The organism is Streptomyces sp. TLI_55 (genome assembly GCF_900206255.1).
Classification (GTDB): Bacteria; Actinomycetota; Actinomycetes; order Streptomycetales; family Streptomycetaceae; genus Streptomyces; species Streptomyces aquilus.
Genome location: NZ_OAOJ01000001.1, coordinates 4256865 through 4273434, shown reverse-complemented (window position 1 = coordinate 4273434; position 16570 = coordinate 4256865). Strand labels below are relative to the sequence as shown.

The window sequence follows — 16570 nt, the reverse complement described above, 5'->3', positions numbered from 1 at the left end:
GCCCGACGACGAAGGGCCCCGCAGCAGCGGGGCCCTTCGTGATGTCCGTGCCGCGAAGGCCTGTCAGCGCCCCAGCGCCGCCAGCTCCTTCGCGGCCTCCGTCAGGTCCTTCGCCGTGTCGATCGCCCGCCAGTACGCGCCCTGCGGGATCGGGAACCCGGCCAGCCGCAGCTCGCGCGCCAGATGCGGGAAGGTCGTGCGCTCGTGGTCGCCGCGCTCGGGGAGCATGTCGGCGAACTCGGGCGAGAAGACGTACACACCGGCATTGATCTCGTACGTCGTCGGCGGCGACTCGATGAAGTCGGTGACGTGACCGAACCCGTCGGTCTGCACGGCACCCCACGGGATCCGCGGACGCGCCAGCGCCAGCGTCGCCACCGCGTCCCGCTCGGTGTGGAAGTCCGCCATCTCGCGCAGCGAGAACCGGGTCCAGATGTCACCGTTGGTCGCGAACCAGGGCTTGTCGGGGTGCGGGAGATGCGCCGCCGCGTACTTGAGACCGCCACCGCGGCCCAGCGGCTCCGTCTCGACGACGGTCGTCACGTTCACCGGCAGATCGGCGGAGGCCAGCCACTTCTGCAGGACGTCGGCGAGGTGGCCGCAGCTGACCACCACATCGGTCACGCCCTCCTCGGCGAGCCAGGAAAGCTGATGGCCGATGATCGGCGTCCCCGTGCCGGGGATCTCGACCATCGGCTTGGGCCGGTCGTCGGTGTAGGGGCGCAGCCGTGAACCCTGGCCACCTGCCAGGACGACGGCTTGAACGGGGCGGGACGCGGCGTTCGGATCGGTCATGACCGAACTGTACGTGGCGTCCCGCTCGCGGCTTCTGCCGGTAACCGTTTCTTATTCAGCCGTAAATCTCCACAAAAGGAATAACGGCTTCCAGTGAGCCTCGGCAGGCTCTAGGTGTGCGAGGCGGCCACGCCCGTGGCGAAGGAGGTGTCGCAGACGGGGCGGGCGTACGACTGGGCGCGCGTCGGGCCGTACACCCGCACCGCCGCGCGGCCCAGCGCCCGCGCGATGGACGCACAGTGCTTCGCGAGCGAAGGGCGGTCGTTGACGGCCTCCTGGAGATGGGTCAGCGCGATGCCAGGGTTCTCCTCCTGGAGCTCCGTCAGGAGCTTGTCGCGCAACACGTCCTGCGGGGCACGGGCCTTCGCACGCGCCGCCGAGATGTCGGAGGCGGTGAGCACCGAGTCCGAGGGGCTCCCCGTCCAGTTGACCCGGGTGACCGCGAGGGTCCCGGAGAGCACCAGGAAGACGGGCAGGACGAGGGCGAGCGTGCGGCCGATACGGCGGGCGGGGCCCCGGCCGCGTCGCGTCTGTGGGTTAGTGGAGTGCTTCACGCGTGTGAGGGTAGCGCGGGGTGATGATTTGGCGACATTTAGTCACCGGTTCGGGGGATGAACTGGTGCCTCGAATTGGGTAAGGCGTTGACGCACACGGCTCGAAATGCCCGGTCTGCCGGGGTATTTGGATGCGATCGCGGGGGTGCGAGAAGGGCCCCGCAGTGGTCTGCGGGGCCCTCTTCGTCAACCTGGGTGATTCACCCGGGTTTTTCTGCTGTGGGTCAGTCCGACAGGCGGGCGCCGGTCGACGTCGAGAAGACATGGGTCTCGCCCGCGCGCGGGACGACGTGCAGCGTGCTGCCCTTCTCCGGGACGTCACGGCCGCTGACGCGGACGACGAGGTCCTTGGAGTCGTCGCCGACCTTCGCGGTGCCGTAGACGTACGCGTCGGCGCCGAGCTCCTCGACGACGTTCACGGTGACCGCGAGACCCTGCTCCGCGTCCGAGCCGGCCACGTCGAAGTGCTCCGGGCGGACACCGACGGTCACGGTCTTGTCCGTGGCGGCGGCGAGCGCGTCACGGTCCACCGGCACGACCGACTTGCCGAACTTCACGCCGCCGTCGGTGATCGGGACCTCGACCAGGTTCATCGCGGGGGAGCCGATGAAGCCGGCGACGAAGAGGTTCGCCGGACGGTCGTACATGTTGCGCGGGGTGTCGACCTGCTGCAGCAGACCGTCCTTGAGGACCGCCACACGGTCGCCCATCGTCATGGCCTCGACCTGGTCGTGGGTGACGTAGACGGTGGTGATGCCGAGACGGCGCTGGAGCGACGCGATCTGCGTACGGGTCGAGACGCGGAGCTTGGCGTCGAGGTTCGACAGCGGCTCGTCCATGAGGAAGACCTGCGGCTCACGCACGATGGCGCGGCCCATGGCGACACGCTGGCGCTGACCGCCGGAGAGCGCCTTCGGCTTGCGGCCCAGGTACTCGGTGAGGTCGAGGATCTTCGCCGCGTCCTCGACCTTCTGCTTGATCTCGGCCTTCGGCACGCCGGCGATCTTGAGCGCGAAGCCCATGTTGTCGGCGACGGTCATGTGCGGGTACAGCGCGTAGTTCTGGAACACCATGGCGATGTCCCGGTCCTTCGGCGGCAGGTGCGTGACGTCACGGTCACCGATGCGGATGGCGCCGGCGTTGACGTCCTCGAGCCCCGCCAGCATGCGGAGCGAGGTGGACTTGCCGCAGCCGGACGGGCCGACCAGGACGAGGAACTCCCCGTCCTCGATCTGGATGTCGAGCGCGTCTACGGCGGGCTTCTCGGAACCCGGGTAGATCCGGGTCGCCTTGTCGAACGAGACAGTGGCCATGGTGAAGGGCCCCCTTCTACCGGCAGGAACGTGCCGGACGATCCGTTGTAGGAAGGTGGTGGTGTAGTCCACACAGGTGAACTTGAGGGGACGCTACCTGGCGTTCGCCGGATCTGTCAGTAGTCCGGGGCATGTGAACTTCGTCGAAATTTTCGAGAGGGCTCCGCCGGGACCTGGGTACACTGCACGGGCGCGTACGCGACAGCGGTACGTCTGCCTCCTTAGCTCAGATGGCCAGAGCAACGCACTTGTAATGCGTAGGTCGTCGGTTCGAATCCGACAGGGGGCTCCAAGAACAGGCGCGGTCGTGCCTGCCGCGTCTCCTTGTTACCCCTGAGTGACCCTCCGGGTGTCAGGGTGGGGACATGCGCGTACTGATCGTGGAGGACCACAAGGATCTCGCGGAGAGTGTCGCGAGGGGGCTGCGGCGGCATGCCATGGAGGTCGAGCTCGCGCACGACGGCGAGCAGGGGCTGAGCCGCGCCTCCACCGGGGCCTACGACGTCGTCGTACTGGACCGTGACCTGCCGCTCGTGCACGGCGACGACATCTGCCGGGCGCTGGTGCGGCAGGGGTGTCCGTCGCGGGTGCTGATGCTGACCGCCGCCGGGACGCTCGCCGACCGGGTCGACGGTCTGGATCTCGGCGCCGACGACTACCTCGCCAAGCCCTTCTCCTTCGCCGAGCTCATCGCCCGCGTCCAGGCCCTGGACAGACGCGACCAGCCCGCCGTGCCGCCCGTCCTCGCCCGCGGTGACATCGAACTCGACCCGGCCCGCCGCATCGTGCTGCGCGCCGGGCGCAGGCTGGAGCTGTCGCCGAAGGAGATGGCCGTCCTGGAGGTGCTGCTCGCCGCCGGCGGTGCCGTCGTCTCCGCCGAGGAGCTGCTGGAGCGGGCCTGGGACCGGGACGCCGACCCGTTCAGCAACGCGGTCAAGGTCACCGTGAGCCGGCTGCGCCGCAAGCTCGGCGACCCGCCGGTCATCGAGACGCTCCCGCACGTCGGGTACCGGATCTGACGCCCGGCCGATCGGTGTTGTTGCGGCACGGGGGGCCGTGCGCCAGCCTGTGAAGGTGGTAACCCGGCTGTGACCGGGGGTGGGGCAGCCTGGGGTCCGTGGCGCGTGTCTCGTAGGGGGAATGATGAGGGTACTGGTGGTCGAGGACCACACCGAGCTCGCGGACTCGATCACCAGAGTCTTCCGCCGCCAGGGCCTCGCGGTCGACACGGCCTACGACGGCTCGACCGCCCTCGACCTCGTCGAGGAGGTCGACTACGACGTCGTCGTCCTCGACCGCGACCTCCCCGGCGTGCACGGCGACGACGTCTGCGGCGAACTCGCCGCCAAGGGCGTGCGCACCAAGGTGCTCATGCTCACCGCCGCCGCCTCCATCGCCGACCGCGTCGAAGGCCTCGGTCTCGGCGCCGACGACTACCTCGCCAAGCCCTTCGCCTGGCCCGAACTCCTCGCCCGCACCCGCGCCCTCGGCCGCCGCGCCCACCCGCAGCGGCAGCCCGAACTCGTCCGCGGCGCCCTGCGCCTGGACCCCGCGCGCCGCACCGCCAGCCACTCCGGCACCCAACTGCCGCTCACCACCAAGGAGTTCGGTGTGCTCGCCTATCTGCTCGGCGCCGAGGGACGCACCGTCCCCGCCGACGAGCTGCTCGCCAAGGTGTGGGACGAGGTCGCCGACCCCGGCACCACCACCGTCAAGGCGACCGTCAACCGGCTCCGCGCCAAGCTCCTCGACGCCTCGGTGATCCAGACCGTGCCCGGCCGGGGCTACCGGGTCTGACATGGCACCGCCCGTCCTCGTCCGGCTCGCCCGAGCCCGCGACCGCGTCCTGCGCTCCGCCCCCGCGTCCTGGCTGCGCGCCGTCGCCCGGCGCCTGACACCGCGCCGGGTGCGGGTCCGCTTCGCGGTCCTCTTCGGGCTGCTGTTCATCGCGTCCGGCGCCGTCCTGCTCGGCATGACCTATCTGCTGGTCAACCGGCCCACCCACAGCAGCGTCGTCAAGTACGAGATCAACGGGGAAGCCGGCCGGCAGCCCACGATCCACATCCAGCCCGGCGGCCAGGGCGGCGACGCCCCACCGCCCGAGTTCGCGCTCGACGCCCAGCTCCGCGACCAGGCCGCCCGGATGCACGAGGCGCAGATGCACGACCTGCTCGTGCAGTCCTGCATCGCCCTCGCCATCATGGCCGGTCTCTCCGTCGTGCTCAGCTGGCTGCTGGCCCGCCGGGTGCTGCGCCCCATGCGCACCGTCACCTCCGGCATCCGCAGCATCTCCGCCCGCAACGTCCACGAGCGGCTCGCCGTCGAGGGCCCCGGCGACGAGATCAGCGACCTCGCCGACAGCGTCGACGGCCTCCTCGACCGGCTGGAAGCCGCCCTGGAGTCCCACAAACGGTTCGTCGCCAACGCCGCCCACGAACTGCGCACCCCGCTCACCGTGGAACGCGCCCTCCTGGAGGAGTGTCTCCTCGACCCCGACGCCACCGCCGAGTCGTTCCGCGAGAACTTCGAGCGCCTGCTGCGGATCAGCACCCACCAGGGCGCCCTGCTGGAGTCCCTCCTCACCCTGGCCGTCAGCGAGCGGGGCATGGACCGCACCGAGCCCGTCGACCTCGCCGAGGTCGTCGAGTCCGTCCTGCTCACCCAGCTGCCCCACGACCAACGGCACGGCGTACGGATCGTCGACCGCACCGAGCCCGCCCAAGTCGCCGGTGACACCGCGTTGCTGGAACGCCTGGTCGCCAACCTGGTCCACAACGCCGCCTACTACAACGTGCCCGACGGGACCGTCGACGTCACCGTGCGCCGTCACGGCCGGCATGCCGTCCTCACCGTCACCAACACCGGGCCCGCCGTCCCCGAGGAGCGCGTCGACGAGCTCTTCGAGCCGTTCCAGCGCATGAGCCGCACCGCGGGCGACGGCCATCACGGCCTCGGCCTGTCGATCGTCCGCGCCATCGCCGCCGCCCATGACGCGGCCCTCTCCGCCCGCCCCGGACCGCACGGCGGACTCGTCGTCGAACTCTCCTTCCCGCTCCTTGTCAAGGACGGCGAGCGATACGAGATCTGGCCGCAGCCCCGCGCGGCAACCGCGTCCAAGTGACCAGAACGGCCGGTTGGACGACGCCGACGACGCCCATCGCTAGGTATTGTTCTTATTGACCGGCCCCGGTCGTGAACGGGTTATGACGACGTTTCACCGGGCCTTTCGGTCCACGGGGTGACTTTCGGTCCACGGGGTGATGTTCCCAGGAGCTTCCCGAGCGGAAGCTCTTTTCCTTGCGTTTCCCACGGAATGGCGCGCCGGGCAGTCTGCATGGGCATTTAAATGCCCATGGAGAGGGAATGAGGGGTGAGGGGCGGACATGAGCGAGCGAATCGACGGCGGCATTTCCCTGTCCGACAGCCAGGAGGGCATCTGGCGCGCACAGCGCCTGGCGGGCCCCCGCGCGGGCTACAGCGTCGGGCAGGCCGTCGAGATCACGGGCGCGCTCGACGTGGCCGCCTTCGAGGCCGCGCTGCACCGGACGGTTGAGGAGACCGAGATCCTGGGCGTGCGCTTTATCGAGGACGCGGCGGGCAGCACAGTACGGGCGGTACCGCTGGATGCGGGGCGGGCCGTGGAGAGGGGCGCGGGGCGGGCCGTACCGCGTGGTGCGGGGTGGCCGGCCCTGCGCGTCGAGGAGTGGGACGAGGCCGGCGGGGACCGGCGGGCGTGGCTCGAAACCCGTATGCGCGAGGAACTCGCCGCGGTGGAGAACCCGCTCGCGGCGCGGCTCTGCTCGTTCGTGCTCTTCAGACTCGATACCGATCGGTACTGCTGGTTCCAGGGCTACAATCACCTGCTCCTCGACGGATATGCGTGCACCCTCATGGCCCGCCGCGTCGCCGAGATCTATTCCGCGATCGTCACGGGAAGGGAATTTCCGGATTCCGATCACATCTCGTTGCGTGCGGCATTGGACGAGGAGACGGCATACCACGGCTCGGTCGAATTCACAGAAGACCGACGCTATCTGTGTGAGCGTTTTTCGGATCGCCCGGAATTGGCGGAGGTCCCACGAATTTCCGCAGTCTCCGGAGGAGATGGTGGTGGTACGGGGTCGGTGCTCCGGGTGACGGGCACCCTCGCTGCCGACGCCGCGGACGCGCTGCGAGCCGCCGCCGACGGCACCGGTCTGCCGACCTCCCGGCTGCTCCTCGCCGCCGCCGGCGCCTTCGTGAGCGGCATGGCGGGAGCGGCCGAGGCGCTCCTCAGCCTCCCCATGACCGGCCGCGTCAGCGAGACCGACCTGCGCGCACGCGTCACCCGGGCGAACATGCTGCCCCTGCGGTTCCCGGTCCCCACCGGTGCGAATCTGCTCGACCTCGCCCACACCGCCCACCAGGCCGTCGCCGAACTGCTCCGCCACCAGCGGTACCGGGGAGAGCGGCTGCGCCGGGAACTGGGCTGGCCGGAAGGCGACCGCTGGCACTTCGGGCCCTACGTGAACATCCTGCCGCGCGCCGGAGAACTGGCCTTCGGTGACTGCCGGGGTGTGGCACGTGACGTGTCGACCCGGCTTGTCGAGGACTTCGGGGTGCTCATCGACCGGACGGCCTCGGGGATCGAGATCACCGTCGAGGCGAATCCGGCGCTCTACGACCGGGCGTGGGCGAGGGCCGTTCACCGCTCCCTCGTCGGCTTCGTCGAGCGAGCGGTCCGGGAGCCGGCGGCGCCTGTGCGGCGGATCGGTGTGGCGGGGGAGGGCGACTGGGGGCTGGTGACGGGTGCGTGGAACGCGACGGCTGGGGTGACTGAGCCCGGGTTGGTGGTGGAGCGGTTCCGGGGGTGGGTGGCTGAGGCGCCGGGGGCGGTTGCGCTGTGGTCGGGTGGGCGGGGGCTGTCGTATGCCGAGGTGGATGCGTGGTCGGATGCGTTGGCGCGTGGGTTGGTGGCGCGTGGTGTGGGGGCGGAGTCGCGGGTGGGGCTTTGCTTGCCGCGTGGAGCCGAGATGGTTGTGGGGATGTTGGGGGTGTGGAAGGCGGGTGGGGCGTACGTCCCGCTGGATCCCGAATATCCGGCTGAGCGGCTGGAGTTCATGGTCGCGGACAGTGGCGCTGGGCTGGTGGTTGTCTCGGAGGGGACTGCCGGGCGGGTGGCCTCGGGGGTTTTGCTGGATGAGTTGGTGAGTGGTTCCGGTGTGCTGCCTGAGGTGGGTGGCGATCAACTGGCCTACGTCATCTATACGTCGGGGTCGACGGGGCGTCCGAAGGGTGTGGCTGTCGCGCATGCGGCGGTGGCGAATTTGGCGTCGGTGATGCGTCCGGTGCTGGGGGTTGGGCCGGGTGTTACGGCGTTGCAGTTCGCGTCGTTCAGTTTTGACGCGGCGGTGCTGGACGTGGCGGTCACGCTGGCTGCTGGCGGTGCGTTGGCGGTCGCCTCGGCTGAGGAACGGCTGGACTCTGCTGCCCTGGCCGGGATGGTGCAGGCGGCCGGCGTCGACGTGGCGAGTGTGGTGCCCTCGCTGTTGGGGGTGTTGGAGCCGGGTGCGGTGCCGGGGATTGGCAACTGGGTGCTGGGTGCGGAGCGGCTGGAGGCCGGTCTGGCGGCCAAGTGGCGTGAGGGTGCGCGGGTTTGGAATACCTACGGGCCTACTGAGGCGACCGTGATCACCACCGCCGTACTGCTGGACGAGGGCATTACGGGTGAGGACATTCCGCCTGCGATCGGCCGGCCTCTGGGGAATGTCCGTACCTATGTGCTGGATGCGTTTCTGCGGCCTGTTCCTGTGGGGGTTGCGGGTGAGCTGTATATCGCCGGGTCTGGTCTCGCGCGCGGGTATGTCAACCGTCCTGGTCTGACGGCGGAACGGTTCGTCGCTTGTCCGTTCGATGGTGACGGTGGCGGGCGGATGTATCGCTCGGGTGACCTGGCGCGCTGGACTGCGGATGGGCAGTTGGAGTTTGTGGGGCGTGCGGATGCGCAGGTGAAGCTGCGTGGTTTCCGCGTCGAGCTGGGTGAGGTGGAGGCCGTTCTCGCCGCTCATCCGGGGGTTGAGCGGGCGGTGGCTGTCGTACGGGATGGGCGGTTGGTCGGGTACGTCGTCGGCGCGGGTGCGGATGGTGACGACGTACGGGCGCATGCGGCTGGTCGGTTGCCGGAGTACATGGTGCCGTCGGCTGTGGTGGTGCTGGACGCGTTCCCGTTGACCGTGAACGGGAAGGTCGATCGGGCTGCTTTGCCGGTGCCGGAGGGCGTGGCGGGGGCTGGGCGGGCGCCGGTGACTGCGGGCGAGCGGGTGCTGTGCGGGCTGTTCGCGGAGTTGCTCGGGGTGGAGCGGGTCGGGGCGGAGGAGAGCTTCTTCGAGTTGGGCGGGGATTCGATCACGGCGATGCTGCTGGTGTCGCGGGCTCGCCGGGCGGGGTTGGTCGTCAGCGCGCGGCAGGTGCATGAGTTGCGGACGCCCGCGCGGCTGGCCGCGGTGGCGGGAGCGGTCGGCGGGGCGGTGGAGGGCGTTCGGCCGGTGGACTCGGCCGTGGGTGAGGTGCCGCTGACGCCGGTGATGCGGGAGGTGCTGGACCGGGTCGGCGCCGACGGCGTGCGCGGGGTCGTGCAGTCGATGGTGGTGGAGGCGCCGGCCGGGCTGGACGAGGTGGCGCTGCGGGGTGCGGTGGCGGCCCTGGTGGAGCGGCATGAGGTGTTGCGGGCGCGGCTGGTGGCGGAGTCCGGGGTGCTGGTGGTTCCTGAGCGGGCGGCGGCGGAGCTGGTCGACGGGCTGGTGGTGCGGGTTTCGGTCGTGGGTGCGGATGCGTGGGGGGCGGGGCCGGCGAGGGCTTTGAGGCTGGGTGCGGCGTTGGCGTCGGGGTCGGCTTTGGGCTTGGGGTCGGTGTCGGGGTCGGCTTTGGGCTCCGGGTCGGGGTCGGGGTCGGTGTCGGGGTCGGCTTTGGGCTCGGAGTCCGGGACGGGGTCGGGCTCGGGGTCCGCGTCGGGCTCGGAGTCCGGGTCGGGGTCGGTGTCGGGGTCGGCTTTGGGCTCGGAGTCCGGGGCGGGGTCGGGCTCGGAGTCCGGGTCGGGCTCGGCTTTGAGCTTGGGTTCGGTGTCGGGGGCGGGGACGGCGAGGGCTTTGGGGCTGGGTGCGGCGTCAGAGTCGGTGTCGGAGTCAGCTTCGGTGTCGATGTCGGAGGCGGGCTCGGCTTCGGGGTCAGGGTCGGCTTTGGGGTCGGCGTCGGTGTCGATGTCGGAGGCGGCTTCGGGGGCAGGGTCGGTTTTGGGCTCGGTGGCGGAGTTGGCTTCGGGTTCGGGGGCGGCGTCGGCTTTGGTGGAGGCGGTGGTCGCGGGCGCGGTGGGGCGGTTGGATCCCGTCGGCGGGGTGATGGTGCGGGTGGTGTGGCTGGACGCGGGGGATGAGGTGGCGGGGCGGCTGGTTGTCGTCGCCTGTCATCTGGTCGTCGACGCGGTGTCCTGGCAGGTGCTGCTGCCGGATCTGTGGTCCGCGTACGAGAGCCTCGCCGAGGGCGAGGGGCGGGCCGTGGCTTGGGAGCCGGTTCCGGTGCCGTTCCGGGCGTGGGCGCGGGAGTTGGCGGCGGAGGCGGGGCGGCCGGAGCGGGTGGCCGAGCTGGCGGCGTGGCGGGCGGTGCTTGAGGGGCCGCATCCGTCGCTCACGGACGTGCCGCTGGACCCGGTCCTGGACGTCGGTGCGACGGTGCGTGAGGTGTCGGTGTCGGTTCCGGCGGACGTGACGGCCGCGCTGCTGACGGCGGTGCCGGCGGCGTTCCATGCCGGGGTGGACGAGGTGCTGCTCGCGGGCCTCGCCGGAGCGGTCGGGGCGTGGGCCGGGGTGGACGAGTTCCTGGTGGACGTCGAGGGACACGGCCGTGAACCGCTGTCGGACGGCGGCCAGGACCTGTCGCGGACGGTGGGGTGGTTCACGTCCTCGCGTCCGGTGCGGCTCAGCGCCGCTGCCGGGGTGTCGGTGCCGGCGGCGAAGGAACGGGTGCGGGCGGTTCCCGGGGACGGGCTCGGCTACGGGCTGCTTCGGTACGTCCGGCCGGACACGGCACGGGAGTTGGCGGACCTGCCCTCGGCGCAGGTCGGCTTCAACTACCTCGGGCGGGTCGGGGCGGGCGAGGGCTTCGGGGCGGGGAGTGCACCGGACGCCCCGGTGATGCACGCCGTAGAGCTGCTGGGAGCCGTACGCGACACGGCGGACGGTCCGGTGCTGGAGCTACGGCTGGCCCACCCGCCGCGACTGCTGGGCGAGGGGCGGGCGCGGGCCCTGCTGGAGGCGTGGGCCGACGGGCTGACCGGGCTGGTCGCGGATGTCGTCCGGGGCGGGGCGGGCGGGCACTCGCCGTCGGACTTCCCGCTGGTGGCGCTGGACCAGGCGGGCGTCGAGGAGATCGAGGCGGCGGTTCCGGGGCTGGTGGACGTGCTTCCCGTAGCACCGCTTCAGGAGGGGCTGCTGTTCCACTCCCTCTTCGACGAGGAGGGTGTGGACGTCTACGTCGAGCAGCTGGTCCTGAAGCTGGACGGTGCCGTGGACGGGGCTCGGCTGCGGGCCTCGTGGCAGGCGCTGCTCGATCGGCACGCGGCGTTGCGGGCCGGGTTCGTGCAGGTCGCGGGTGCGGCGGCGGGTGCCGTGCAGGTCGTGGTCGAACGGGCCGAACTGCCGTGGCGGGACGTCGATGTGACGGGCCTGGATGAGGGCGCCGCGGAGCGGGTGGGTGTCGAGGAGCGGGCCGCGCGGTTCGACCTCGCGGCACCGCCGCTGCTGCGGGTGGCGCTCGTCCGGGAGGGCGGGCGACGGTCGCGGATGGTGGTCACGCTGCACCATCTGCTGCTGGACGGCTGGTCGTTGCCGCTGGTGCTGCGGGAGCTGTGGGCGCTCTACGCGGCCGGCGGCCGGGCGGACGGGCTCGATGCGCCGGTGTCGTCGCGGCCGTACTGGGCGTGGCTCGCGGAGCGGGACACGTCGGCGGCGCTGGAGGCGTGGCGGGCCGAACTGGCGCCGGTCGAGGAGTCGGTGCTCGTCGCGCCGGCCGAGCCGAGCGCTACGACGTCCGTCGTCCTGGACCGGGTCACCGAGCGCGCGAGTGTCGAACTGGTGCGCGATCTTGAGCGGCTCGCCCGGGGTGCCGGCGTCACCCTGAACACCGTGGTGCAGCTGGCCTGGGGGCTGGTGCTGGGGCAGCTGACGGGCCGGCCCGCGGTGGTGTTCGGGGCGACGGTGGCGGGGCGTCCGGCGGAGCTCGCGGGTATGGAGGCGATGCTTGGCCTGTTCATCAACACGCTGCCGGTGCGGGTGGATCTGGACCCGGCCCGGACGGTCGGCGAGGCCCTGGCGGAGTTGCAGACACGGCAGTCGGCGCTTCTCGACCACCAGCATGTGGGGCTCAGTGCGGTGCAGCGGGCAGCGGGGCCCGGCGCGACCTTCGACACCCTGCTGGCCTTCGAGAACTACCCGGGTGATCTCGACGCCCAGCCCCTCGGCGTCGACCTCACCCTCACGGCCACGGAGCTGCGCGAGTCGACCAACTTCGCCCTGGCCCTGGGCGTCACGCCGGTCGACGGCCTGGAGATCCGCCTCGACCACCGCGCCGATCTCTTCGACCGGCGGGACGCGTCGCGGATGGCTCGGCGGCTGGTGCGGGTGCTGGAGCAGATGGCCGCCGATCCGGGGTTGCGGCTGAGTGACCTTGATCTGCTCGACGCCGCTGAGCGGGGCGTGGTGGTGGGGGAGTGGAACGCGACGGCGCGTGAAGTGGATGCGTCGTCGGTGGTGGAGCGGTTCCGGGGGTGGGTGGCTGAGGCGCCGGGGGCGGTTGCGCTGTGGTCGGGTGGGCGTGCGTTGTCGTATGCCGAGGTGGATGCGTGGTCGGATGCGGTGGCGTGTGGGTTGGTGGCGCGGGGAGTGGGGGCGGAGTCGCGGGTGGGGCTTTGCTTGCCGCGTGGCGCCGAGATGGTTGTGGGGATGTTGGGGGTGTGGAAGGCGGGTGGGGCGTACGTCCCGCTGGATCCTGAATATCCGGCTGAGCGCCTTGAGTTCATGGTGGCGGACAGTGGGGCCGGGGTCGTGGTGGTCGTGGAGGAGACCGCCGGCTGTCTGTCTGTAGGGGTTTTGCTGGATGAGTTGGTGAGTGATTCCGGTGTGCTGTTGCCGGAGGTGGGGTCTGACCAACTGGCCTACGTCATCTATACGTCGGGGTCGACGGGGCGTCCGAAGGGTGTGGCTGTCGCGCATGCGGCGGTGGCGAATTTGGCGTCGGTGATGCGTCCGGTGCTGGGGGTTGGGCCGGGTGTTACGGCGTTGCAGTTCGCGTCGTTCAGTTTTGACGCGGCGGTGCTGGACGTGGCGGTCACGCTGGCTGCGGGTGGGGCGTTGACGGTCGCTTCTGCGGAGGAGCGTCGGGATGCGTCGGCGTTGGCGGCCATGGTGGAGGCGGCCGGTGTTGATGTGGCGAGTGTGGTGCCGTCGCTGTTGGGGGTGTTGGAGCCGGGGGCGGTGCCGGGGATTGGCAACTGGGTGCTGGGTGCGGAGCGGCTGGAGGCTGGGCTGGCGGCCAAGTGGCGTGAGGGTGCGCGGGTTTGGAATACCTACGGCCCCACTGAGGCGACCGTCATCACCACCGCCGTACTGCTGGACGAGGGCATTACGGGTGAGGACATTCCGCCTGCGATCGGCCGGCCTCTGGGGAATGTCCGTACCTATGTGCTGGATGCGTTTCTGCGGCCTGTTCCTGTGGGGGTTGCGGGTGAGCTGTATATCGCCGGGTCTGGTCTCGCGCGTGGGTATGTCAACCGTCCTGGTCTGACGGCGGAACGGTTCGTCGCTTGTCCGTTCGATGGCGATGGTGGCGGGCGGATGTATCGCTCGGGTGACCTGGCGCGGTGGACTGCGGATGGGCAGTTGGAGTTTGTGGGGCGTGCGGATGCGCAGGTGAAGCTGCGTGGTTTCCGTGTCGAGCTGGGTGAGGTGGAGGCCGTTCTCGCCGCTCATCCGGGGGTTGAGCGGGCGGTGGCTGTCGTACGGGATGGTCGGCTGGTCGGTTACGTCGTCGGCGCGGGCGCGGATGCCGAGGAGGTGCGGGCGAGCGCGGCTGGTCGGTTGCCGGAGTACATGGTGCCGTCCGTGGTGGTGGTGCTGGACGCGTTCCCGTTGACGGTGAACGGGAAGGTCGATCGGGCTGCTTTGCCGGTGCCGGAGGCCGTGGCGGGTGCCGGGCGGGCGCCCGGGACTCTTGCCGAGGAGGCGTTCTGTGCGCTGTTCGCCGAGGTGCTGGGGCTGGAGAAGGTCGGGGTCGGGGACGGGTTCTTCGAGTTGGGTGGGGACTCGATCATGTCGATGCTGCTTGCCTCCCGGGCGCGGCGGGCCGGGTGGGTGGTGACGCCTCGGCAGATCTTCGAGGAGCGGACGCCGGAGCGGCTGGCGCTGGTGGCTGTCGAGACCGGGGGCGGGTCGGAGGCGGCGGCCGAGGACGGCGGGGTCGGTGAGGTGCCGTGGACGCCGGTGATGCGGGCGCTGGGTGCGGATGCGTTGCGGGCAGGGTTCGCGCAGTGGATGGCGGTGGGGGCGCCTGCCGGGCTGGGGACGGAGGTATTGGAGGCGGGGCTGGGAGCGGTGTTGGGCGTGCACGCGATGCTTCGGGCCGGCGTGCGGGGTGGGGGCACGGGGTCATCGGTCCACGGCGGCGCCGAGGGGGTGCCGGTACGGGGGGCCGTCGAGGGGCCGCCAGCGCTGGGTGGGGTCGAGGGCGTGCCGGTACGGGGCGAGGCCGAGGGGTCGCCGGTGCCGGGTGGGGTCGAGGGCTCGCCGGTGCTGGTGGTGCCGGAAGCCGGCGAGGTGGATGTTTCCGGTCGGGTCGTGCGGGTGGATGCCGTGGGCGTGCCCGACGACGGTCTCGACGACGTGGCCGCGGAGGCCGCCCGGGAGGCGGTCGCGGGACTGGATCCGCTGGCGGGCGTGATGGTGCGTGCGGTGTGGGTGGACGCGGGGCCGGATCGGGTGGGGCGCGTGGTCGTCGTAGCGCATCACCTGGTCGTCGATGGTGTGTCGTGGCGGGTGCTGATGCCGGATCTGCGGGCGGCCTGCGAGGCCGTGGCCGAGGGGCGGAACCCGGCGGACGCGCTGGAGCGGGGCGGCGCCTCCTTCCGTTCCTGGGCGCGGCAACTGGAGCGCGCGGCGCGGAGTGCTGAGCGCACGGCGGAGTTGGACGGCTGGGTGGAGTTGCTGGCCGGGGGTGACGGGCGGTGGGTGGCTGGGGCCGACGAGTCGCCGGTGGCCGGGGCCGAGGACTGGTGGGTGGCCGGGTCCGGCGAGCGGCGTGTGGCTGGGACCGGTGGGCGGCGGGCGGATGGGTCTGGCGTATGGCCGGCTGCTGGGATCGATGAGCGGTCGGTGGCTGGTGCCGATGAGGAGCCGGGGGCTGGGACCAGTGGGCGGCGGGCGGACGGGTCTGACATATGGCCGGCCGTTGGGACCGATGAGCGGTCGGTGGCTGGTGCCGATGAGCAGCCTGGGGCTGGGACCGTCGAGCAGTCGGTGGCCGGGAGCGATGGGCGGCAGGTGGTCGGGCGTCGTGGGCGGCGGGCGGATGGGTCTGGCGTATTGCAGGCCGCTGGGACCGATGAGCGGTCGGTGGCTGGTGCCGATGAGGAGCCTGGGGCTGGTGCCGATGAGCAGCCGGTGGCTGGGACCGTCGAGCAGTCGGTGGCTGGGACCGATGGGCGGCAGGTGGTCGGGCGTCGTGGGCGGCGGGCGGATGGGTCTGGCGTATTGCAGGCCGCCGGGAGCGATGAGCGGCCGGTGGCCGAGGCCGGTGGTGGGTGGCCGGTCGCCGGGCGTGGTGAGCGGCGTGTGGCGGGGACCGGTGGGCGGCTGGTGGTCAAGGGTGGCGTACGGCGCGTAGCCGGGGCTGATGTACGGCGGGTCGTCGGGGCTCGGGAGCTGGATCCGGGGCGGGACACCGTGCGCGTTCTCTCGCGGCGGGAGTGGGCCGTGTCCGCCGAGGTCAGTGCCGTGCTCGTGGGGCGTACCCCGGCGCTCTTTCACTGTGGTGTGCACGAGGTGTTGCTGGCGACGCTGGCCGGGGCCGTGGCGCGGTGGCGGCCCGAGGCCGGTGTCGACGGGCTGTTGGTGGACGTGGAGGCGCACGGGCGGGAACCGTTGGCGGAGGGCATGGACGTGTCCCGGACGGTGGGCTGGTTCACCGCGGTGCACCCGTTGCGGCTGGAGGTGTCGGGCCTGGACCTGGACGATGCCGCGGTCGGCGGTGCCTCGGCCGGAGCGCTGGTCAAGCGGGTGAAGGAGCAGGTGCAGGCGGTGCCCGGGGACGGGCTGGGGCACGGTCTGCTGCGCTGGGCGAACCCGGACACGGCACGGGTGCTGGCGGAGCTCCCCGTGCCGGAGATCGGCTTCAACTATCTGGGTCGGTTCGCAGCTGCCGGCGCGGACGCCGGCCCGGTTCGTGCCTGGCAGACCTCCGGGGACGCCGCCATGGTCGGTACGGCGGATCCGGACATGCCGGTGGCGCACGCGCTGGAAGCCGGCGCCCTGGTGGCCGACACTCCGGACGGGCCGCTGCTCACCCTCACGCTGAGCTGGCCCCGGACGCTGCTCGACGAGCGCCGGGCGGAATGTCTGGGTGAGGCCTGGCTGGAGCTGCTGGAAGGCCTCGCCGCCCATACCGCCGATCCGACGGCGGGCGGTCACACGCCCTCCGACTTCGCGCTGCTCGATCTCGACCAGGACGAGATCGAGGCTTTCGAGTCCGAGTTCGCCGACGACCACCACCACTGATTGCCGGCCGTAGGCCGCTGTTCGTCTCCCTCCTGTCTCTCTCGTCTCTGCTGCCTTCCTTGCCTTACTTGCGCCCGTTCTGGGCCATCCCATTTGTGAGGAGATCTACGCA

7 protein-coding genes and 1 tRNA gene are annotated in these 16570 nt (G+C 71.3%); 5 read left to right on the top strand and 3 right to left on the bottom strand.

What is annotated here, in order from left to right; genetic code table 11:
- Positions 1-63 precede the first annotated feature (63 nt).
- The 3 genes from CRP56_RS19495 to CRP56_RS19485 all read right to left on the bottom strand — a co-directional run bounded on the left by CRP56_RS19495 (position 64) and on the right by CRP56_RS19485 (position 2662).
- Positions 64-795 carry a nucleotidyltransferase family protein gene (locus tag CRP56_RS19495; protein WP_097265752.1) on the bottom strand — a complete coding sequence of 244 codons (732 nt, stop codon included), beginning with the start codon at positions 793-795 and terminating at the stop codon, positions 64-66.
- 110 nt (positions 796-905) lie between these two features.
- On the bottom strand, positions 906-1349 hold the full coding sequence (locus tag CRP56_RS19490) for a hypothetical protein (protein WP_097265751.1): 444 nt from the start codon (positions 1347-1349) through the stop codon (positions 906-908).
- A gap of 224 nt (positions 1350-1573) precedes the next feature.
- On the bottom strand, positions 1574-2662 hold the full coding sequence (locus tag CRP56_RS19485) for an ABC transporter ATP-binding protein (RefSeq protein ID WP_097265749.1): 1089 nt from the start codon (positions 2660-2662) through the stop codon (positions 1574-1576).
- A gap of 215 nt (positions 2663-2877) precedes the next feature.
- On the opposite strand from CRP56_RS19485, the gene CRP56_RS19480 reads away from it, so the two are divergent.
- The 5 genes from CRP56_RS19480 (at position 2878) to CRP56_RS49100 (ending at position 16458) form a co-directional block, all read left to right on the top strand.
- A tRNA-Thr gene (locus tag CRP56_RS19480) sits at positions 2878-2954 on the top strand.
- Between the two features lie 73 nt (positions 2955-3027).
- The gene (locus CRP56_RS19475) at positions 3028-3681 is read left to right on the top strand and encodes a response regulator transcription factor (RefSeq protein ID WP_097265748.1); all 654 of its coding nucleotides are present in this window, start codon (positions 3028-3030) and stop codon (positions 3679-3681) included.
- A 124-nt stretch (positions 3682-3805) separates the two neighbouring features.
- The gene (locus CRP56_RS19470) at positions 3806-4459 is read left to right on the top strand and encodes a response regulator transcription factor (RefSeq protein WP_097265746.1); all 654 of its coding nucleotides are present in this window, start codon (positions 3806-3808) and stop codon (positions 4457-4459) included.
- A 1-nt stretch (position 4460) separates the two neighbouring features.
- Entirely contained in the window at positions 4461-5783 is a 1323-nt protein-coding gene (locus CRP56_RS19465) for a sensor histidine kinase (RefSeq protein WP_097265745.1), read from the top strand.
- A 262-nt stretch (positions 5784-6045) separates the two neighbouring features.
- Entirely contained in the window at positions 6046-16458 is a 10413-nt protein-coding gene (locus CRP56_RS49100; RefSeq protein WP_097265743.1) for a non-ribosomal peptide synthetase, read from the top strand.
- The last annotated feature ends 112 nt before the right edge of the window (positions 16459-16570 follow it).